Source organism: Streptomyces sp. NBC_01445, from assembly GCF_035918235.1.
Taxonomy (GTDB): domain Bacteria; phylum Actinomycetota; class Actinomycetes; order Streptomycetales; family Streptomycetaceae; genus Streptomyces.
The window spans coordinates 5,864,483-5,884,563 of record NZ_CP109485.1; the positions used below are offsets into that span (position 1 = coordinate 5,864,483).

14 protein-coding genes are annotated in these 20,081 nt (G+C 70.6%); 5 read left to right on the plus strand and 9 right to left on the minus strand.

What is annotated here, in order from left to right:
* Window positions 1-14 precede the first annotated feature (14 nt).
* Complete coding sequence (locus OG574_RS26830; protein ID WP_326775281.1) at window positions 15-1,544, minus strand: CehA/McbA family metallohydrolase; 1,530 nt, start codon at window positions 1,542-1,544, stop codon at window positions 15-17.
* Between the two features lie 169 nt (window positions 1,545-1,713).
* On the opposite strand from OG574_RS26830, the gene OG574_RS26835 reads away from it, so the two are divergent.
* Window positions 1,714-2,544 carry an LLM class F420-dependent oxidoreductase gene (locus OG574_RS26835; RefSeq protein WP_326775282.1) on the plus strand — a complete coding sequence of 277 codons (831 nt, stop codon included), beginning with the start codon at window positions 1,714-1,716 and terminating at the stop codon, window positions 2,542-2,544.
* 148 nt (window positions 2,545-2,692) lie between these two features.
* Complete coding sequence (locus tag OG574_RS26840; protein WP_326775283.1) at window positions 2,693-5,275, plus strand: bifunctional FO biosynthesis protein CofGH; 2,583 nt, start codon at window positions 2,693-2,695, stop codon at window positions 5,273-5,275.
* Between the two features lie 82 nt (window positions 5,276-5,357).
* Here OG574_RS26840 and OG574_RS26845 read toward each other — a convergent pair whose 3' ends face one another.
* Both OG574_RS26845 and OG574_RS26850 read right to left on the minus strand, forming a co-directional pair.
* A complete protein-coding gene (locus OG574_RS26845) occupies window positions 5,358-6,797 on the minus strand; it encodes an FG-GAP-like repeat-containing protein (RefSeq protein WP_326775284.1) in 1,440 nt (479 codons plus the stop codon).
* 175 nt (window positions 6,798-6,972) lie between these two features.
* Window positions 6,973-8,055, minus strand: coding sequence for a tyrosine-protein phosphatase (locus OG574_RS26850; protein ID WP_326775285.1), 1,083 nt, complete (start codon window positions 8,053-8,055; stop codon window positions 6,973-6,975).
* Window positions 8,056-8,318: 263 nt separating this feature from the next.
* Here OG574_RS26850 and OG574_RS26855 point away from each other — a divergent pair, with 263 nt between their 5' ends.
* On the plus strand, window positions 8,319-9,458 hold the full coding sequence (locus tag OG574_RS26855; RefSeq protein WP_326775286.1) for an ADP-ribosylglycohydrolase family protein: 1,140 nt from the start codon (window positions 8,319-8,321) through the stop codon (window positions 9,456-9,458).
* Between the two features lie 59 nt (window positions 9,459-9,517).
* On the opposite strand, the gene OG574_RS26860 is transcribed toward OG574_RS26855, so the two are convergent.
* Together OG574_RS26860 and OG574_RS26865 are read right to left on the minus strand one after the other, a co-directional pair.
* A complete protein-coding gene (locus tag OG574_RS26860) occupies window positions 9,518-11,104 on the minus strand; it encodes a sodium:solute symporter family protein (protein WP_326775287.1) in 1,587 nt (528 codons plus the stop codon).
* Between the two features lie 233 nt (window positions 11,105-11,337).
* Window positions 11,338-12,120, minus strand: a complete 783-nt coding sequence (locus OG574_RS26865) for an SDR family oxidoreductase (protein WP_326775288.1) — start codon at window positions 12,118-12,120, stop codon at window positions 11,338-11,340.
* A gap of 81 nt (window positions 12,121-12,201) precedes the next feature.
* Here OG574_RS26865 and OG574_RS26870 point away from each other — a divergent pair, with 81 nt between their 5' ends.
* Window positions 12,202-13,044, plus strand: a complete 843-nt coding sequence (locus tag OG574_RS26870; protein ID WP_326775289.1) for a hypothetical protein — start codon at window positions 12,202-12,204, stop codon at window positions 13,042-13,044.
* 166 nt (window positions 13,045-13,210) lie between these two features.
* Here the strand turns inward: OG574_RS26870 and OG574_RS26875 are convergent, their stop codons facing one another.
* The 3 genes from OG574_RS26875 to OG574_RS26885 all read right to left on the minus strand — a co-directional run bounded on the left by OG574_RS26875 (window position 13,211) and on the right by OG574_RS26885 (window position 15,592).
* The gene (locus OG574_RS26875) at window positions 13,211-13,420 is read right to left on the minus strand and encodes a DUF397 domain-containing protein (RefSeq protein ID WP_100596076.1); all 210 of its coding nucleotides are present in this window, start codon (window positions 13,418-13,420) and stop codon (window positions 13,211-13,213) included.
* A 245-nt stretch (window positions 13,421-13,665) separates the two neighbouring features.
* Window positions 13,666-14,535: a helix-turn-helix domain-containing protein gene (locus tag OG574_RS26880; RefSeq protein WP_326775290.1), complete on the minus strand. Its 870-nt coding sequence runs from the start codon at window positions 14,533-14,535 to the stop codon at window positions 13,666-13,668.
* Window positions 14,536-14,860: 325 nt separating this feature from the next.
* Window positions 14,861-15,592: a GOLPH3/VPS74 family protein gene (locus OG574_RS26885; protein WP_326775291.1), complete on the minus strand. Its 732-nt coding sequence runs from the start codon at window positions 15,590-15,592 to the stop codon at window positions 14,861-14,863.
* Between the two features lie 195 nt (window positions 15,593-15,787).
* Here OG574_RS26885 and OG574_RS26890 point away from each other — a divergent pair, with 195 nt between their 5' ends.
* Window positions 15,788-18,274, plus strand: a complete 2,487-nt coding sequence (locus OG574_RS26890) for a D-alanyl-D-alanine carboxypeptidase (RefSeq protein WP_326775292.1) — start codon at window positions 15,788-15,790, stop codon at window positions 18,272-18,274.
* Window positions 18,275-18,361: 87 nt separating this feature from the next.
* Here the strand turns inward: OG574_RS26890 and OG574_RS26895 are convergent, their stop codons facing one another.
* Window positions 18,362-20,068 (minus strand): hypothetical protein, encoded by a 1,707-nt coding sequence (locus OG574_RS26895; RefSeq protein ID WP_398376689.1) that lies wholly within the window; start codon window positions 20,066-20,068, stop codon window positions 18,362-18,364.
* Between the last annotated feature and the right edge of the window lie 13 nt (window positions 20,069-20,081).

Genomic DNA, 20,081 nt, shown 5'->3' on the forward strand with positions numbered 1-20,081 from the left:
TGTCGGCCCAGGGCCTACTTGCCGAGGAACACCGGGTTCGTGAACGCGGTGAGCGCCCCCGGCAGGCCCGGGACCGTCGCCGGGTGCCGGACCTCGGCCCGTACGTAGGCCGCGTACGACGCCGTCGTGCGCCACTCGGCCGTGCCCGACCCGGACTCGGGGAGCGCCGGTGCGGTGAACAGGGTGCCCTGGTCCGTGACCAGGTGGAGCGTGCAGCCCGGGGCGCCCTTGACCTCCAGGCGGACGGTGACCGGCGCGTCGGGGTCCACGTGGAGGCGCTCGCCGATGCCGGCGTGCTCGCCGCGCGAGCCGGACGCCGTGAACGTCAGCTCCACGGACTTCGACTCGGCGACGTAACTGCGGCCCGCCTTGATGCCCGCCTGGATGGCCTCGCGGGTCAGGTCGTCGGCGAGAACCACCGTCTGCGGGCCGCCGATGCGGTCCGGGTCGCGGTGGGCATCGCTGTTTCCCATCGCCGGGATCCACTGACGCGAACCCCGAACGGACGCCACCAGCGTGTTGTCCCAGTCGGCGAGGGAGATCTCGTCGTCCGCGGTGTACGCGCCGTTCCACACCTCGACGGCGTCCGCCTCGCCGAAGCCGAACTTCCAGTTGCAGCCGATGCAGGTGGCGTGCGGATGCGCCGGCACGACCAGGCCGCCGGCCCGGCGGACCTCGCGCGCGTACTTGCCGAAGCGGTTGTCGCGGGCACGGTAGCGCCAGTCGACGAAGGTGCCCGGCTCGGTGCCGAGCGCCACCACGTGCCCGTTACGGGTCGTGATCTCCTCGCCGACCATGATGAGCAGGTCGTCGCCCGCCTGGTCGGCCCAGTGGGCGTGCGACGAGTGCGTGTTGTGGTCGGACGAGTTGATGAAGTCCAGGCCCGCCTCGCGCGCGAGCGCCGCGATCTCGGCGGGGGTGCGCCTGCCGTCCGAGTACCACGTGTGCAGATGACAGTCCCCGCGGTACCAGGCGCGGCCCCGGCCCTTGGCGCGCGTGGGCGGGTACACCGGTCGCGGGGTCTCGCCCTGCTCGCCGTACGTGAGCGTGACGGTCAGCTCGTACGGGAGGCCCTCGGGCGCCACCGTGTACGGGCCGAGCGCGATGTGCCAGGTGCCCGCGCGGACCGGCCCCGGGATGTAGCCCGGCGTCGCGTCGTCGGCCCGTACGAAGAACTCGGTGCGCGCGCCGCCCGACCAGCCGCGGAAGCCCTCCCCGCCGAGCGCGGTGCCCCGCTCGTCGAACACCCCGATGTCCAGGGCGTTGTTCTGCGTGCCGGCCGGGACGGTCGCCTTCGTGTAGGTGTACGCGACGTGGATCTCGCGGACCCCGCGCGGCACCTCGACCGGTACGTACACGAAGTCGGGCGCGCCGGGCGGCAGCGTCCCCTTCACCGTCCTCGTAGTTTTTGTACCGTCCGCCGGTGTGCGGCCGTCGGCCGCGCTCGCGAAGTTCACACTGCTCAACGTAAGAGCGGTGGCCGCTCCCGTCACGAACAGCGCTCGTCTTCCCATGCCGGTCGTGGTGTGGTCGTCCTCGCACATGCTGCGGCTCCCAGGTGTCTCGTGACCCTCTGTCTGTGACGTGGGTGGTGCAGGCAACTCTGGTATTGAGCCGTGAACTCTCCCGTAAGGGAAGGGGATCGGAGTCTTACGACTGTCCCTGCCGGGGAGTCCATGGACTCCTGGGGGAGGGCCGGGTAGTAATGCCCCCATGCGGATCTCGACCACGATTTTCCTGACCGACGAGACCATCACGCCTGTGCGGCTCGCACGTGAGCTGGAGCAACGCGGGTTCGCCGGGCTGTATCTGCCCGAGCACACCCATATCCCGGTGGAGCGGGCGACGCAGTGGCCGGCCGGGGGCGAACTGCCCGCCGAGTACGGCCGCACCCTCGACCCGTTCGTCGCGCTCGGGCAGGCCGCCGCCGTCACCGAGCGGCTCGGGCTCGGCACCGGCATCACGCTGATCGCCCAGCACGACCCCATCGACCTGGCGAAGCAGATCGCCACCCTCGACCATCTCTCCGGCGGCCGTTTCACGCTGGGCCTCGGCTTCGGCTGGAACGTCGAGGAGGCGGCCGACCACGGCGTCGAATGGCGCACGCGGCGCGAGCTCGGCCGGGAGCGCATGGCCCTCATGCGGGCCCTGTGGGCGCAGGAACCGACCGCGTACGACGGTGAGTTCGGGGTGTCGGTGCGGGCCAGCCACGCCTACCCGAAGCCGGTGGGCGGCGCGCCCCGCACGCTGATCGGGGGAGCGGCGGGCCCGAAGCTGTTCGCTCACATCATCGAGTACGCGGACGGCTGGCTGCCGATCGGCGGGCGCGGCCTGACCGAGTCGATGCCCGTGCTGCGGGCCGGCTGGGAGGAGGCGGGCCGCGATCCGGCGGACCTGCACGTCGTCCCGTACGCGGTGCTGCCGAGCCCGGGCAAGCTCGCGCACTACGCGGAGCTCGGCATCGACGAGGTCGTCCTCCAACTGCCCCCGGCGGACGAGACTTCGGTCCTCAAGATCCTCGACGAGTACGAGCAGTACTTGTAGGCAGTGCCTGTGGGCAGTGTCTGTGGGCAGTGCCTACAGGATCTGTCCAGGACGGGCGGCGGGCGCGGGTGAAACGTGTACGTCGCGTGATCCCGCGCACGTCAGCGCGGCGCAGACGTTGTCGGCGGGCGCTCGTATCCTCGGGAGCATGAGTGATCCGGAGGCTGTACGACCCACTGCCAACGCGATGCGCCGCGCGTTGAAGCGGTCCCGCGACGGCGTTGCCCTCGACATGGCCGAGGCGGCGGTCCTGCTCCAGGCCCGCGGCGACGACCTGCGGGACCTGACGGCGTCCGCCGCGCGCGTGCGCGACGCGGGCCTGAAGGCCGCGGGCCGTCCGGGCGTCATCACGTATTCGAAGAAGGTCTTCATCCCGCTGACCCGGCTGTGCCGGGACAAGTGCCACTACTGCACGTTCGTGACCGTCCCCGGGAAGCTGCGCCGGGACGGTCACGGGATGTACCTGTCGCCGGACGAGGTCCTCGACATCGCCCGCCGCGGCGCCGAGATGGGCTGCAAGGAAGCCCTGTTCACGCTCGGCGACCGGCCCGAGGACCGCTGGCCCGAGGCCCGCGAGTGGCTGGACGCGCACGGGTACGACGACACGCTCGCCTATGTGCGCGCCATGGCGATCCGCGTCCTTGAGGAGACGGGCCTGCTCCCGCACCTCAACCCCGGCGTCATGACGTGGACCGACCTCCAGCGCCTCAAGCCGGTCGCGCCGTCCATGGGGATGATGCTGGAGACGACGGCGACGCGCCTGTGGTCCGAGCCGGGCGGCCCGCACCACGGCTCGCCCGACAAGGAACCCGCCGTCCGGCTGCGGGTCCTGGAGGACGCGGGCCGGTCGAACGTCCCGTTCACCACCGGCGTCCTCATCGGCATCGGCGAGTCGTACGAGGAGCGGGCCGACTCGCTCTTCCAGCTGCGCCGTATCCAGCGCAGCTACCACGGCATCCAGGAAGTCATCGTCCAGAACTTCCGCGCCAAGCCGGACACGGCGATGCGCGGCATGCCGGACGCCGAGCTGGAGGAGCTGGCCGCGTGCATCGCGGTCGCCCGCCACATCCTCGGCCCCTCCGCCCGCATCCAGGCCCCGCCGAACCTGGTCGACGAGGAGTACGCGCTCCTGATCGGCGCCGGAATCGACGACTGGGGCGGGGTGTCCCCGCTGACCCCGGACCATGTGAACCCCGAGCGCCCCTGGCCGCACATCGACGAACTCGCCGCGAAGACCGGCGAGGCGGGCTTCGAGCTGCGCGAACGCCTCACGATCTACCCGGAGTTCATCGAGCGCGGCGAACCGTGGCTCGACCCGCGCCTCCTTCCGCACGTACGGGCCCTCGCCTGTGCCGACACGGGCCTCGCCGACGAGGGCGCGCGCCCCGAGGGCCTGCCCTGGCAGGAGCCCGACGAGGGCTTCACCGCCACCGGCCGCACGGACCTGCACCGCACCATCGACACGACGGGCCGCACGTCCGACCGGCGCGACGATTTCGACGACGTGTACGGCGACTGGGAGGCGCTGCGCGAGCAGGCCGCGCCCGGCATGGTCCCGCAGCGCATCGACAGCGATGTGCGCGCCGCGCTCGCGACGGCGGCCGACGATCCGACGAAGCTCACTGACGGCGAGGCACTCGCCCTGCTGCACGCGGACGGCCCGGCGCTCGACGCCCTCTGCGGCATCGCGGACGACATCCGCAAGACGGTGAACGGCGACGACGTCACGTACATCGTCACCAGGAACATCAACTTCACGAACGTCTGCTACACCGGCTGCCGCTTCTGCGCCTTCGCGCAGCGCCGCACCGACGCGGACGCGTACACGCTCTCGCTCTCCCAGGTCGCCGACCGTGCCGAGCAGGCGTGGGACGTGGGCGCGGTCGAGGTGTGCATGCAGGGCGGCATCCACCCCGACCTGCCGGGCACGGCCTACTTCGACATCGCGAAGGCGGTGAAGGAGCGTGTCCCCGGCATGCATGTGCACGCGTTCTCCCCGATGGAGGTGGTGAACGGCGCGACGCGCACGGGCATGTCGATCCGGGACTGGCTGACCGCGGCGAAGGAGGCCGGCCTCGACTCGATCCCCGGCACGGCCGCCGAGATCCTCGACGACGAGGTCCGCTGGGTCCTCACCAAGGGCAAGCTCCCCACGGCGACCTGGGTCGAGGTCATCAAGACGGCCCACGAGCTGGGCATCCGCTCGTCGTCGACGATGATGTACGGGCATGTGGACCAGCCCCGCCACTGGCTCGGCCACTTCCGTACGCTCGCCGGTATCCAGCAGGAGACGGGCGGCTTCACGGAGTTCGTGACCCTCCCGTTCATCCACACCAACGCGCCGGTCTATCTGGCGGGCATCGCGCGCCCGGGCCCGACGACCCGGGACAACAGGGCCGTCACCGCCATGGCCCGCGTCCTCCTGCACCCCCACATCCCGAACATCCAGACGAGCTGGGTGAAGCTGGGCACGGAGGGCGCCGCGGAGATGCTGCGCTCGGGGGCGAACGACCTGGGCGGCACGCTGATGGAGGAGACCATCTCCCGTATGGCGGGCTCCAGTTACGGCTCGTACCGCTCCATCAAGGACCTCATCACGATCGCGGAGGAAGCGGGCCGCCCGGCGAAGCCGCGCACGACGCTGTACGGGGAGGTCCCGGAGGAGCGGCAGCGCGCGGCGACGGCCTCGGACGGCCACCTGCCGGAACTGCTGCCGGTGCTGGGGGACTGAGCGGGGCTTCTTATGCGGGAGGGGGTGCGGAACCCGCGGACTCTTGGGTTCCGCACCGGTTCCGCACCCCGCCTGCTGTCGTCTACCGTGCGCCGAGGTCCTGCCCCAGCTGGGCGTTCTTCTCGGGGACATGGACGGCGGCGGCGCCGAACGACGTGATGGCGCTCGTGGTGAGCCCGCCGGTGGCCCCGCGCAGCACCCACGCGGCGCCGGAGTCCGTGTACGTGCCGTCCTCCAGGGGAGCGGCGGCGGTCAGGTCGGCCTTGCCGTCGCCGTTCAGGTCGGACAGGACGACCTGCTGGCCGAAGCCGTCGCCGGTCTCCGAGGCGCCGGGCACGGCGGTCGTGGACTGGTTGAAGGCCTGCGAGCCCGTGCCGGACAGGCCACCGCGGCCGCCCTTGAGCAGGACGACGCTGCCGGCGTCCTTGATGGTGCCGATGGCCTCGCCGGGCACGCCGACGGCGATGTCCGCGAAGCCGTCGCCGTTCACGTCACCGGCGGAGATGTCGGTGCCGAACATGTCGCCGCTCTCGCCGACCCCGGGCACGCCGGACGTGTCCTGCGTGATGGTCTTCGTGCGGGTCGTGGAGGGTCCGTTCGCGGTCCCGTACATGACGAGGACGGTGCCCTTCTCGTACGGGATGTCCTCGTAGTTGTCGCCGATGTCGTGGACGACGAGGTCGCCGTACCCGTCACCGTCGACGTCACCGACGGCACCGCGGAACGACGAGGTCAGCGACTTCGCGGTGTGCGAGACCCCGTCCTTCCCGCCCTTCCAGAACTTGCTGGCGTACGCCATCTCCTCGAAGCCGTGGCTCGTCACGATGTCGTCGGCGCCGTCCCCGGTCATGTCGCCGACGACGATGTCGGCGGGGCCGAAGGTCTGGCTGGTGACGATGGAGTCCTGGCTCGCCGGCTTGCCGCTCGCGCGGTCGAAGGGGCCGTAGGAGATGGTCATCCCGGCGTCGTCGTCGTCCGGGTCGTCGCTGCGAGGGTAGTCGTCGGTGACGAGGTCACGGTGCCCGTCGCCGTTGAAGTCGCCGACGGCGAACATCCCGGTCGACGTGGGCAGCGCGACACTGCCCTGCCCGCTCAGTCCGGCGGCCGAACCCCACAGCACGACGCTCGGCGAGCCGCCGAGCCCGGCGACGACGAGGTCGGTGTACGAGTCCCCGTCGAGGTCCCCGCTGGTGACGCGCTCCCCGAAGTAGCCGCCCTCCTCGGCAGCCCCGGGTATCCCGGTGGTGGAGCGGGTGAAGACCTTGGAGTTTGCGATGTCCGGCCCGTTCTTCCCGCCGTAGACCACGGAGACGGCCCCGGCGGTCTCCTTCCCGGACACGGTCGCGCCCGGCGCCCCGAGCACGAGGTCCCCGTACCCGTCGTGGTTGAAGTCCGTGGCGGGGACGCGAGGCGGAACGGGTGTGGCAGCGGCGGCCGTACCGGCGGCGGACGCGAGTCCGAGCGGCACGGCGAGCGCGGTGACGGCAAGGGCTGTGACGAGAGTGCGGCGCACTGTTCCCATCCTTCTTGGTGTCCTGTGGGGGTGTTCCTGGTTACGTGAAGAAAGACAGGCCACCCAAGGAAAACGTTGTACGCGCCCCGGAGTACGTACGTCCCAAGCCTGTAACAGCGCATGCGGAGGCCCTCGTTCGGGGCGTGGATCCCGAACGAGGGCCTGATCGCTGAAGAGAAGGGGGTCAGCCGACCAGCAGGTCCTCGCGCAGGTCGCGTACGTCGTGGTGGCTGAGGCCGAGGGCCTTGTCCAGGTAGTGGTCGAACGTGCCGTAGCGGCTCGTCACTTCCTGGAAGCCCGAGTTCAGGTACTCGGGGCGGACGTCCAGCATCGGCTTGTACACGGCGGCCTGGGCGGGCGGCATCGCGGCGAGCGTCGCCGCGTTCTCCTTCGCGCGGTACGTGTTGCTGGCCAGGTAGTCGTTCATCACCGTCTCGCGCGGCACGCCGAGCGCGGTCAGGAGCGTGGCGTTCGCCCAGCCCGTGCGGTCCTTGCCGGCCGTGCAGTGGAACAGCGCGTTCGCGCCGTCGGCGTCCGCGATGCCCTGGAAGACCGTGGTGTAGGCCTTCTGCGCGGTGGGGGCGGAGACCATGGTCTTCTCCGCGTCCACCATCAGCTGGGCGGCGGCATCCGGCGTCGCGGGCAGGCCGGACAGGCCACCGAGGTCGCCGAGCACGTCCGCGACGACGTAGCGGGAGCCGGCGGGGACGCGGTCGGGCGCGGAGGTGCGCTCCTGCTGCGTACGCAGGTCGTAGTCCACGGAGACGCCCAGGCGCTTCAGCTTCGCCAGGTCCCTGTCCGTCAGCTTGTCCAGGGACGCGGTGCGGTAGATCTCGCCCATCCGCACCCAGTGCCCGTCGGTGGTGCGGTAGCCGCCCGCGTCACGGAAGTTGACCGCGCCGTCGAGGCGTATCTCGCGGTCGGCGAGGTGCAGGCCCTGGCCACGGTCGGGGACCAGGTCGAACCACTGGCGGTCGGCGGCGGGCAGGCCGCGCACGGTGACCTTGCCGGTCGAGCCGCCGGAGGCGACGGTGCGGCCGCCCGCGCGGACCGCCACGTGCGGGACACCGGGCGCCTTCCACTCGACGGTGAAGGAGGAGCCGTCCTCGGACGCCGTCACGGTCGCCGCTGTGAACGGGATGCGGTGGTGCGAGGTCTGCCCGTCGTGGGAGGCGGGGTGCGCGACGGCGACAGGTGCGGAGAGGCCCACGAGGAGGGCGGCGGCCAGGGCGTACGAGGAGGCCCTGACACGAGTCATCTGCGTCATGGTGCGGATGTTCCGGGTGTCCGGCGATGCGTGAGTCAACGCACGGTGAACGGCGCACGTCGGACGGCCGTCGAGCGGCGCCGCGCCGCAGGTCCCCGGGCCGCGCCCAGGGACATCGTCCGGTTTGCGGAAGAAAAGCGGGTGAATTGGTCTCAAGGGCGACTTCGCCTGTGCCGCTTCGGCTCTCAACCGCGTGCGCCCCGTCGATTACAGTGCTGCGCAGTCGTCGCACGCGTAACGAGACCCGGAGGGGAGAGCTCCCCGTGGCAGCCCCACTGACCCCCAAGCAGGGGGGACCCTCATCGGCCGTATGGGGCCGCGCCGAGCAGCAGGATTTCCGCAGCCGGGTCCGCGGCACGCTCATCGGGGCCGCGCTCGGCGATGCCCTCGGGGCGCCGCTGGCCGGACTCTCCCTGGAGGAGGTCAGGGCCGCGCACGGCCCGCAGGGACTGACCGACCTCGCTCCCGCCTACGGGCGTCGCGGCGCCGTCACCGCCGCCACCCAGCAGGCGCTCTTCACCGTGGACGGTCTGATAAGGGCGCAGGTGCGGCGCGACACGGGCGCCTGGCATCCGCCGACCGACGTGCACCGCGCCTACCTCCGCTGGGCCGCGACCCAGCGCGACTGGGGCCCGGACGAGCGCCGCAAGGAGGACGGCTGGCTGGCCCGCGAGGAGTGGCTGTACTCGCGCCGCGACCCCTCCCGCGACTGCCTCCTCGGACTCGGCAACGACGTCATGGGGACCCTGGAGAAGCCGAAGAACGTGGCCGCCGCCGGATCCGCGCCGGCCGCCCGCTCGGCCCCGTTCGGGCTGCTCGTCGGCTGGGAGCCGCAGCTCGTCTTCCAGCTCGCCGCCGAGTGCGCGGTCCAGACGCACGGCGCGCCCGCCGCCTACCTCTCCGCGGGCGCGTACGCCGTCGTGGTGCACGGACTCGCGCGCGGCGAGAGCCTGGACGGCGCCGTCCAGCGCGCCCTCGTCCTGCTGGCCGCGCGGCCGGGGCACCAGCCGGTCACGGACGCGCTCAAGCACGCGCTCGGCGCGGTCCGCCAGGGCATGCCGTCGGCCGCCCGTGTCGACGAACTCGTGGGTGACGGGCTCGCGGAGGGCGTGCTCGCCGTGGCGGTGTACTGCGCACTCGTCGGCGAGGACATACGGCACGGACTGTGTCTCGCGGTGAACCACGGCGGCCCGTCCGAGGCGGCCGGCGCGCTGTGCGGGGGCCTGCTCGGTGCCCTGCACGGGGAGACCGCGCTGCCGCCGGGCTGGGTGACCGAGCTGGAGGGCCGTCCCACGGTCCTGGAGCTCGCCGACGACTTCGCGATGGAGATGACGCAGGGGCCCGCCCTGCACAGCCCCGCGGCGTCCTCGCCGGGGTGGCTGGCCCGCTACCCGAGGGCGTGAACGCCGAAGCGCCGGACCGGCTGTGATCAGCCCGCCCGGCGCCCGGTGAGGAACGAGTCCTACGAGAGTCGGCCCGGCGGCTGCGTGCCGACCGTCCCGTCCTGCGGCTCCGCCGGCGCGGGAACCGCCGCCGCTCCGGTGGACCCGTCGTCGTCCGTGTTGATGCGCTCGATGAGCGCGTCCCGCTCCGGGGTGTCCTCCGGCTTGATGTAGCCGATGACGATGTAGAGCACGAGCGAGACGGCGAGCGGGATCGACACCTGGTACTGGAGCGGGACGCCGCCCTCGACGTTCCAGCTGATCGGGTAGTTGACCAGCCAGAACGCGAGCAGGCCCATGGCCCAGCTGGTGAGCGCCGCGGTCGGTCCGGACTTGCGGAAGGTACGCAGCAGACCCAGCATCATCGGGATCGCGATCGGCCCCATCAGACCGGCGACCCACTTGATGACGACGGTGATGATGTCCTTGAACGTGGGCGAGTTGACCTGCGTGGCGACCGCCATGGACAGACCGAGGAAGACCACCGTGGTGAGGCGGGCGGCGAGCAGCCCCTTGTTCCCGATCCACTGCTCCTTCGCCCTCTTCGAGACCGCGGGCGCCACGTCCCGGGTGAAGACGGCGGCGATCGCGTTGGCGTCGGAGGAGCACATGGCCATCGTGTGCGAGAAGAAGCCGACGATGACCAGGCCCAACAGGCCGTGCGGCAGCAGCTGTTCGGTCATCAGGCCGTACGAGTCCGAACCGTCCGGCTTCTGCGCGTGCACCAGGAGCGGCGACACCCACATGGGGAAGAAGAGGACAACGGGCCAGACCAGCCACAGGATCGCCGAGAGGCGTGCCGAGCGCGTGGCCTCGCGGGCGGAGCCGGTGGCCATGTAGCGCTGGGCCTGGTTGAGCATGCCGCCGTTGTACTCGAAGAGCTTGATGAAGAGGAATGCCAGCAGGAACACCGTGCCGTACGGGCCGACGAGCGGCTTGCCGTGTCCGGCGAGCTCGGGCTCGTCCCAGACCCCGAAGATGCCGCCGAACGGGCCGAGCTTGGAGACGACGGCGACGAACATCGCGACACCGGCGATGAGCTGGATGATGAACTGGCCCAGCTCGGTCAGCGCGTCGGCCCACAGGCCGCCGATGGTGCAGTAGATCGCCGTGATGGCACCGGTGATCAGGATGCCCTGGTTGATCGAGATGCCCGTGAAGACGGACAACAGGGTGGCGATGGCGGCCCACTTGGCGGCCACGTCCACGATCTTCAGGAGCATGCCGGACCAGGCGAGCGCCTGCTGGGTGCCCAGGTTGTAGCGGTTCTTGAGGTATTCGAGCGGGGACGCCACGTGGAGCCGTGAGCGCAGCCGGTTGATGCGCGGCGCGAACAGCTTCGAGCCGATGGCGATGCCGAGCGCGATCGGGAACGACCACGTGACGAACGACGTGACGCCGTACGTGTACGCGATGCCCGCGTATCCGGTGAACATCACCGCGCTGTAGCCGGACATGTGGTGCGAGATGCCGGACAGCCACCAGGGCATCTTGCCGCCGGCCGTGAAGAAGTCGGAGACGTTGTCCACACGCTTGTGGGACCAGACGCCGATCGCGACCATGATGCCGAAGTAGCCGATGAGCACGGCCCAGTCGAGACTGTTCATTGAGCCCCCTCCAGGGGTCTGGTCCTACTTGTGAACGCCGTTCATGGTGTGGGGAGCCGAAGGGCCAGGACAACGCACCGGAGGGTCAAGGGACAGTAAAATCGTTCTACTTATTGACCTGTGTTCATGTCCGTGAACTGAGATGGGGGCAAAAGGGACCGCACGGCGGTGGGTGCCGTGCGGTCGGGTCCCGGTTGCCCGTGCGGGCCGCCTGTCGGGGGTGTCTCGCGGAACTACCGCATCAGCTCACCGGCGTTGACCAGAAGGGACTGCCCGGTGATGGCCCGCGCCCGGTCGGACGCGAGGAACACGGCGGCGTCCGCCACGTCCCCGTCCGTGGCCAGCTCGGGCAGCGCCATCCGCTCGGTGAGCCGCCCCAGGACCTCGTCCTGCGACACGCCCTCGGTGTGCGCGGTGAACTGGACGTACGCCTCGACCGGCGGCCCCCACATCCATCCGGGCAGCACGGTGTTGACGCGGATGCGGTGCGGGCCGAGCTCGCGGGCCATGGAGTACATGGCCGAGGTCAGCGCGCCCTTCGACGCCGCGTACGCGGCCTGCCACACCTGGGAGGGCGCGGCCACGGCCGACTGCGTGCCGATGACGACGACGGAGCCGCCCCGCTCTTTGAGTGCGGGCAGACAGGCCCGCGTCATGCGCAGCGTGCCCAGCAGGTTCACGTCGATGACCTGCTGCCACGTCGCGAAGTCCGCATCCTCGAGGCCGCCGAAGTAGCTGTCCCAGGCGGCGACATGGACCACGGCGTCGACCCCGCCGAACCGCTCGCGCGCGAGACCCGCCAGCGTCTCGCACTGGCTCTCGTCGGTGATGTCCGTCGCCGCGTACGCGGTGTGCGTACCGCCCGGGTCGATCTCCGCGGCCGACTTGGCGAGGTTCGCCTCCGTGCGCGCGCCGAGCACGGCGTTGCCGCCGTCGCGCACCACGGCCGCGGCGACCTGGTGACCGAGCCCGGCCCCGACCCCCGACACGACCACTGTCTTTCCGTTCAGGAGCATCCGGTCGCCTCCCGGCTATGGCAGTTCTTCTGACGGGGCGTCAGAGTAGGCCCGTCCGGTGGAGGAAGGAAGGGGAGCGTCGTGAGCGAGGACACGAGGAGCGAGGTGTACGCGGAGCTGGCATCGGTCGGCCCGTACGGGGTGCGCCCCGGGCACGCCCTGATCACCATGGTCGAGCCGCACCCGGGCCATGAGTACGCGTACAACCGCTGGTACGAGGACGACCACTACTACGCCGGCGCGATGGCCATGCCCTGGATGTACTCGGGGCGCCGCTGGGTGGCCACGCGCGAACTCCAGCTGCTGCGCTACCCGGAGAAGTCGGCGGTCGCGCAGCCGGTCACCGCGGGCTGCTACATCTCCACGTACTGGATCACCGACGGCCGCTACGACGACCACATGAAGTGGACCGTCGGCATCAACAAGCGGCTCAACCGGGACGGGCGCGTCTATCAGGACCGCACGCACGTCTTCACCGCGTTCCAGGACCACGCGGCGACCGTGTACCGCGACGGGGCGGCCGGACCGCGCGACCACCACGCACTCGACCATCCCTACCGGGGTCTGGTGGTGGAGGTCATCGACGCCGAAGGGCCCCAGCAGCGCGACGAGTTGCTGGAGTGGCTGCGCTCGCGCCACCTGCCGAAGCGGATCGCGGGCTCACCGGCGGCGATGGTCACGGTCTTCCGCCCGACGCCGCTGCCGGGCGACCGGATGTCGTACGTGAAGCAGGTCGAGGGCGTCGACACCCGTCTGACGCTCCTGTGGTTCCTGGAGGCGGACCCGGCGGACTGCTGGGAGGACCACTTCACGGGGCTGGACACGGCGGTTCACGAGTCGGGCCTCGGCCGCGTCGAGCTGGTGGCGCCGTTCATCCCGACGATCCCCGGCACCGACACGTACGTGGACCGGCTGCGCGGGTGACCCGCTGAAAAAAGCCGAGCCCCCTCGGCCAGGACGGCGGGCCAGTCGAGAGGGCTCTTTCAGTACCGCAGTGGTGATCCGGTGGTGCCGAAATGGTGCTGTGGTGCTGAGTTGATGCGGTGGTGCCGAGTTCGTGCTGTGCTGCGATGGGGTGTTCTCCGATGCCTCAGGCGGCGTCGAAGGCGCCCCGGCCGACCTCGGTCACGAAGGAGTTCCATGAATCGGGGGCGAAGCCGATCGAGGGCCCCTCGGGGGCCTTCGAGTCCCGCACCGCGATCGCGTGCAGGAGGGGGGACTTGACCTCGACGCATGCGCCGTTCCCCGTCGAATAGGAGGACTTGGTCCAGGAATTCGTGCCGCCCTGGTGAATTGCCATTTTTTGCTCCGGTTTAGCCAGTGGTCGAATCGCTGTCACCGCTCCTGTGAAGCGGTTTGCGCCAACGTGGTGCTTGATGGCGTGATCGACGCTACTAGCCAACATCGGTGCGCGAAGAGGCCATTCACTCGACCGGATGGCATATTCCAGTGGGGTCTTCCGCCCCGCCGCGGCGAAGGTGTACCGTGCGGCACTTTTCTCGCGGGGGGCGGATTCTGTCCCTCTGGACCGCCTTTGGATCTCCCCTAGGCCGCTTCCTGGAGTGCGTATTCCTGGGCGATCTTCGCGATGAACTGTCTGGATTGTTCCACATTCAACGCCTGTGCCCGCAGATGCTCGTACATCACGCTGTACTTCTGCACATCGTTGGCCTTCTCCAGATAGAGATCACTGGTGACGCCCTCGATGTAGACGACGCTCGAATCCGCGGCGTCCGGGAACTCCAGAATCGCGTACTGGCCGTTCAGGCCCGGATGCGCGCCCATGTCGAACGGAATGACCTGCACGGTCACATGCGGCAGCTGAGACTGCTCGACCAGGTGCTCCAGTTGCTCGCGCATGACGGTCCGGCTGCCGACGACGCGGCGCAGCGCCGACTCGTCGAGCACGGTCCACAGCCGCAGCGGGTTGTCCGGGGCCACGATGCGCTCCTGGCGGCGGACGCGGACCTGGACGCGCTTGTCGATGTCGGTCGGCGTGGTCTCCGGGAGCGCGCCCGTGATCAGCGTCTCCGCGTACGCCCGGGTCTGCAGCAGGCCGGGCACGACCTGCGGATCGTAGACGCGCAGGCTGGCCGCGTCCGTCTCCAGACCGATGTAGACGCTGTACGGGATGTCGCCGAAGGAGTGCCACCAGCCCTGCTGGCGGGAGTCCTTGGCCATTTGCATGAGTGAGTCGACGATGCGGTGGTCCTCGACCTCGTAGACCCCGCACAGGTCGCGGACGTCGCGCTGGCTGATGCTGCGCCGCCCGTTCTCGAGCCTGCTGATCTTCGACTGTGAGACCAGGAGCCGCTCGGCCACCTCTTCGGCGGTCATGCCTTTGAGCTCGCGGAGCCGGCGCAGCTCCTGGCCCAATCGGCGTCGCCTCACGGTGGGATTGACATTGGACGCCACGGGACGTGCACCTCCGGCTGCGTGCCTCTGTGATTCTTTGCGTATCTTGCGAATCTGCTGCTCAGCAGATTGCCACCCTGGGCTTCATACCGCTGGGAAACGGCGGATATGCGCAGCGGACACGACAGTTGGGCACGTGGCCGGACATGGTGCCGTGGCGGGACGTGTGGCAGTGGCCGGACACGCGGCCGCGCGGGGTGCCGGTCCGTGTCGTCGTCCCGACGTCCGGATCCGGCACCCCGCGCGGCTCAGCGGCTCCCGGACCGGTCTTTGGGGACTGCGGTGCGGCGCTGTTGCGGTGCGGGCTGTTCAGTTGGTGCGGTGCTCAGTGCGCCACGGCACGGGCCATCGACCCGTGATGCGGCTGCATCGGAACCCTGCCGGGCTCCGGCGCTCCCCTGCCCGGCGGGGCCGGGCTGCGGCGTGGCTGAGCGGCCACACCGTTCTGGACGTCCATCACGGCGTGCGCCACGAGGCCGCCCATGGGGTCGTGCCTGATCAGGTCCCGCAGCCGGGAGCGGGACGATCGTCCCTCGTTCCCCGGATACAGGTGCTTGCCGAGTCCGACCGCGTGGGCCAGTGCGGCGAGCGCCGCGGTCCGTGGGTCCGGCGGTACGCCGGTACGGATCGCGCTGTCCAGCCGGGACCTGATCTCCCGGCTGATGGCCGTCTCCGTCGCCTGGTAGCGAGTCGTCGGCAGCACTCCGCACATCTGGCCGGCCACGGCATGGACCATGCCGCACCTTTCCAGATGCGAGAGATACGTCTGGCGGAGCCCCAGTCGGGGCCCGCCGATCCAGTGCACCGCGCGTACCGGGGTGCCGCGCCTTCGCAGCAACTCCAGTGCGCAGTCCAAAGTCGGATCTCCGGTCGGCCGTGGTGCCACCACGGCGATACGATCCCCGTCTGGGGCTATCCGTCCGGCCAGCGCCAGCTCTACTAGCTGTGCTCCGGCCAGACCTAGGTCGAGCGACTGCGGCTGCGCTGTGGTACCCGTGGCCGGGTCCAGAGCGAGCAGCAGAAGCTCCTCCGGAATTGTTCTGCGGCTCCTGCCCATCCATGCCTCCCCGCGTGGATGAATGACAGGGTGACCCCTCTCACATTGGTCTGTCGAGGGTGCGTGGGTGCTTTGTACGGGAACCAGTAGGTATGTCGTTCTCGTCTACCACGTGGGTGAAGCCCCCACACAGGACACTGGTACATGGTTCGGACAGCAGCGGCGTAGCGCGTGGCGCGTAGCGAGGAGGCATCGGTGGCGGGGACCCCCGACAGGTCGAAGCAGCAGGAGTCGTCGGGAGGACCGACCCCGGAGGAACGGGACCCGAGGCTCGCGATGGCGAGGCAGTCGCCGGAGCGGGTCGATCAGGCGACGGCGGTGTTCTCCGTCCGGGACGTTCCGGCGGCGGGGACGGAATCTGGTTCGGCGGAGGATTCTGCGCCGGATCCGGACTCGGACTCCGACTCGGGCTCGGACGCCTCCGGCGCGGAGGGCTCGGGCGCCTCGGATTCCGGCGCGGACCCGGAGCCCGAGGCGGGTTCCGGGGACGGTACGGAGCCGGGTTCCGGCGACGAGCCGGGCGACGCACGCCTGCGTGCCGCGGTGGCGGCCTGGGTGGCGGGTCCGCGGGACGGCTCCGCCGATGAGCCCGAGGCGGCCGGTGCGGGTGCCCCTGACGCGGCGGAGGGTGTCCGGGACGCGGACGCCCCCGAGGCGGACCGGGCGGACGAGCCGGAGGCGGCAGACGACGCCGCTGAGGCCGACGGTGCCGACTCCGGTGACGACGAGGCGGACGCCGCTGAGGACTCGGCCGACGCCGAGGCCACGGACGCGCCCGAGGCGTCCGACGAGGACGCGGACGCCGAGTCGGCCGACGCTCCCGAGGCAACCGTCGACGACGCCGAGCCGGCCGATGCCCCTGAGGCACCGGAAGCCGAGGCGTCCGACTCCGACGCGGAGCCGTCCGACGTCGAGCCGGTCGATGAGGCGAAGGCTGACGCCGGGCCGTCCGACGGCGCCGAGCCGGCCGATGAGGCGAAGGCTGATGCCGGGCCGTCCGACGACGTCGAGCCGGCCGACAAGGCGAAGCCGTCCGAAGAGGCCGAGGCACCCGCCGACGCCAAGCCGGCCGACAAGGCGAGGCCGTCCGACGACGCCAAGCCCACCGACGCGCAAGGCAAGCCCCCAGCCGTCGACCAGGCCACCGCCGTCTTCAAGGCCGTCAAGCCGCCCGTCGATCAGCCGACCCAGATGCTCAAGTCGCTCGGGTCCAAACCCGCCGGTGCGGGCAAGGCCGAGTCCGATGCCGAGCGCACCAGCAAATTCGTACCGCTCAAGGGGTTCGACTCCGGGGCTCCGGCCAGGCCCAAGGCACAGCCCAAGGCGGAGCCCACCGCGCCGCCGGCGAAGCCCTACGTCGGACCCGAGCGCACCACCCAGCAGCCGCTCCCGCCGCTGCCCCCGCTCGACCTCCTGGCCGAGCTCACGAACACGCCGCCGCCCGCGGAGACCCGGGTCCGCACGGCCGTGCGCAGGGTCAAGATCTGGACGCCGATCGTCCTGCTGCTCGCCGTTCTGTTTGCGGTCGTACAGACCGTAAGGGCGCTGCCCGCGCCCACGCTGGCGCTGACCGCCAAGTCGACGTTCACGTTCGACGGGGACAAGGTGTCGCTGCCGTGGCCCGCCGAGGGACAGGGCTCGATGGACGTGAGCGGCATCGGCTCGATGGATCAGTTCGGTGAGCAGAAGCCCGTACCGATCGGGTCCGTGGCCAAGGCCATGACGGCGTACGTCGTGCTCAAGGACCACCCGCTGCAGCCGGGCAAGGACGGACCGTCCATCGACGTGGACGCGAAGGCGGAGACGGAGGGCGGCTACGACTCCGAGGGCGAGTCGACGCTGAACACCGTCAAGGAGGGCGACAAGCTCAGCCAGAAGGACGCCCTGTCGGCCATCATGATTCCGTCCGCGAACAACATCGCGCGGCTCCTGGCCCGTTGGGACGCCGGTTCCGAGGAGGCGTTCGTCAAGAAGATGAACGCCGCCGCGAAGGACCTCGGCATGACCGGCACGACGTACACGGACCCGTCCGGGCTGAAGGAGACGACCGTCTCCACCGCTCGGGACCAGGTCAGGCTCGGCAACGAGCTGGTGAAGATCCAGGCCCTGATGGACATCACCAAGCTGCCGACATGGAAGGACCCGTCGGGCAAGACGTGGCAGAACTACAACCGCCTCGTCCCGTACAACAACGCGGTCGGCGTGAAGACCGGTTCGACGACCAAGGCCGGCGGCAACCTGCTCTTCGCCGCGACGAAGGACGCCGGCGGCGAGACCGTGACGGTCGTCGGCGCGATCCTCGGCCAGCACCGGGCGCCGATCATCGACACCGTCAACGCGGTCAGCAAGACGGCGATGCTCGCGGCGCAGGACGCGGTGAAGGCGTCGACGATCCTGAAGAAGGGCGACGTCGTCGGGTACGTGGACGACGGGCTCGGCGGGCAGACCCCGGTCGTGGTGACGAAGAACGTCTCGGCGGTCGGCTGGGCGGGCCTGACCGTGAAGCTGGAGCTGGCGGACGGCGCCAAGGGCACCGTCATCCCGCACAGCGCGAAGGCCGGTACGCAGGTCGGCGAGCTGAAGGTCGGCGACGGTTCGGGTGGCGCGGTCACCGTCCCGGTCGCCCTCCAGAAGGCCCTGACCGAACCCGGCTTCGGCGAGAAGCTCACCCGCGTCGGCTGACGTCCCAGTAGGCCTCACGCAGAAGCGCCCCCACGGCACACAGCCGTGGGGGCGCTTCTCATTGCAGGCCCCCGCAAAGGGACCCGCTCACTTCTCCTTCGGCGGCACGCACTTGGGTGCCGTCTTGCCGGACGGTCCCCCGTACTGGGAGCTGATCCGGACGTCGCCCGGCTCCTTCACCGTCAGGCGCGTGAACTCGCCCTCCTCGCGCAGGCACCCGTCGTCCGCCCACAGCCACGGCGAGTACGCGATCCGCACGATGATCGAGCCGGCCTTCGGCATCCGTACGACGAGGTTGGCGCCGTCGGAACGGACCACCGAGCCGGGGGAGTCCACCAGCGGAACCGCGTTCTTCACGCGGTAGATGTGCCAGTTGGCGTCCTGCCACACCGATTCGAGGTAGCCCGGCTCGCTGGACACCAGCTTGTGCTCCAGCTCCGCGGGGCCGTCCGGCTCGCCGTTGTAGACGACGACGAAGCCGACCGCCCACTCGGAGAGCCAGGCGTGGTACGACGCGGAGGAGAACGCGCCCTCGGGTACGTCGGTGCCGCCGTGCCCCTCGTAGAAGAGCCGTCCGCGCTCGACGTCGGCCTGCCGGTTCCAGCCGCGCGCCATGTTGATGTAGGGCGCGAGGACGGCCGCCTCGCGGTGGTCGCGGGCGGGGACGACCTCGACGCGGGTGCGTTCGGCGCCGAGTTTCTTCAGCGTGGAGACGACGCCGTCCGTCTTGACGGCCCACTCGGGGACCTCGGTGTTGGCGACGACGTCGGCGATGGTCTTGCCGGACAGCCAGCCCAGGGAGAGGACGATCGCGGCGACGCACATGACGCGCTGGCGGTGGAGCGGGAAGTACCGGCCGCGCCGGCCGTCGTAGCGGGGCCCGCGGTCGCGGTTCATCACGGCGGCGAGGATCAGCGCGGGCGCCACGATCTCAGTGAGCCGCTCCACGTTCGTGCCGATCGGGGTGGAGATCAGATAGGTGAGCACCACGCCGAGCGCGTACACGGCGGTGCCGAGGCGCACCACGCGCCAGGCGCGCGGCGCGCACACCAGGACGACCGCGCACAGGATGACGGGCGGGAAGATCCGCTCGAACGGCATGGGCTGCTCCCCCTTGAACGGGAACAGCCAGGTCGTCACGCCCACGATCAGGACCGGCGGCAGGACCAGCGACAGGGCCTTGCCCCACTGCCGGTTCAGGAGCCACGCGGCGCCGGCCACGACGAGGAAGAGCCCGGCGACGGGGCTCGCCATCGTGGACAGCGCGGCGCACACCGTCGCGATGACGATGCGCCGGCCGTTCATGTGCGCGAGGACGGCGGCGAGCCCGAAGGCCACGCCCAGCATGAACGTCGAGCGCCCCGACACGACCTGACACCACAGCGAGAACCCCACCACGATGGCCGGCCACAGTGGTCTTCGGATGCCGGTGCGCTCGACGATCGACGCGGCCAGCCAGGTCGACGAGACGCCGGACAGGAGCGTGACGGGGATGACGCCGAACAACGCCATCAGATAGGGCGAGATGAGGCTGTAGTTGGCGATGTGGAGGCCGCCGTACCAGAACAGGTTGTACGCGGAGCCGGGGTACATCTTGGCGAACTCGGCCCAGGCCACCTGCGCCGCGAGGTCGCCGCCGCCGGTGGCCAGGAACGCCAGCCACAGGACGTGCAGCGGCAGTATGCAGGCGGTGACGAGCAGGGCCGTCCGGTGCCGGCCGTGCCAGGGCTCGGGGATGTCCGGGGACCGGCGCGCGCGTGCGGCAGAGGGTGGAGACAGTTCGGCAGAGGCCACTGCGGCGTTCCGT

Bases quoted from the DNA above. Each gene is read 5' to 3' on its own strand.
- OG574_RS26885 (WP_326775291.1), bottom strand. From the start codon at position 15,592: ATGGGCAGGAGCCGCAGAACAATTCCGGAGGAGCTTCTGCTGCTCGCT.
- OG574_RS26835 (WP_326775282.1), top strand. From the start codon at position 1,714: ATGCGGATCTCGACCACGATTTTCCTGACCGACGAGACCATCACGCCT.
- OG574_RS26860 (WP_326775287.1), bottom strand. From the start codon at position 11,104: ATGAACAGTCTCGACTGGGCCGTGCTCATCGGCTACTTCGGCATCATG.
- OG574_RS26845 (WP_326775284.1), bottom strand. From the start codon at position 6,797: ATGGGAACAGTGCGCCGCACTCTCGTCACAGCCCTTGCCGTCACCGCG.
- OG574_RS26865 (WP_326775288.1), bottom strand. From the start codon at position 12,120: ATGCTCCTGAACGGAAAGACAGTGGTCGTGTCGGGGGTCGGGGCCGGG.
- OG574_RS26850 (WP_326775285.1), bottom strand. From the start codon at position 8,055: ATGACGCAGATGACTCGTGTCAGGGCCTCCTCGTACGCCCTGGCCGCC.
- OG574_RS26830 (WP_326775281.1), bottom strand. From the start codon at position 1,544: ATGTGCGAGGACGACCACACCACGACCGGCATGGGAAGACGAGCGCTG.
- OG574_RS26840 (WP_326775283.1), top strand. From the start codon at position 2,693: ATGAGTGATCCGGAGGCTGTACGACCCACTGCCAACGCGATGCGCCGC.
- OG574_RS26875 (WP_100596076.1), bottom strand. From the start codon at position 13,420: ATGGCAATTCACCAGGGCGGCACGAATTCCTGGACCAAGTCCTCCTAT.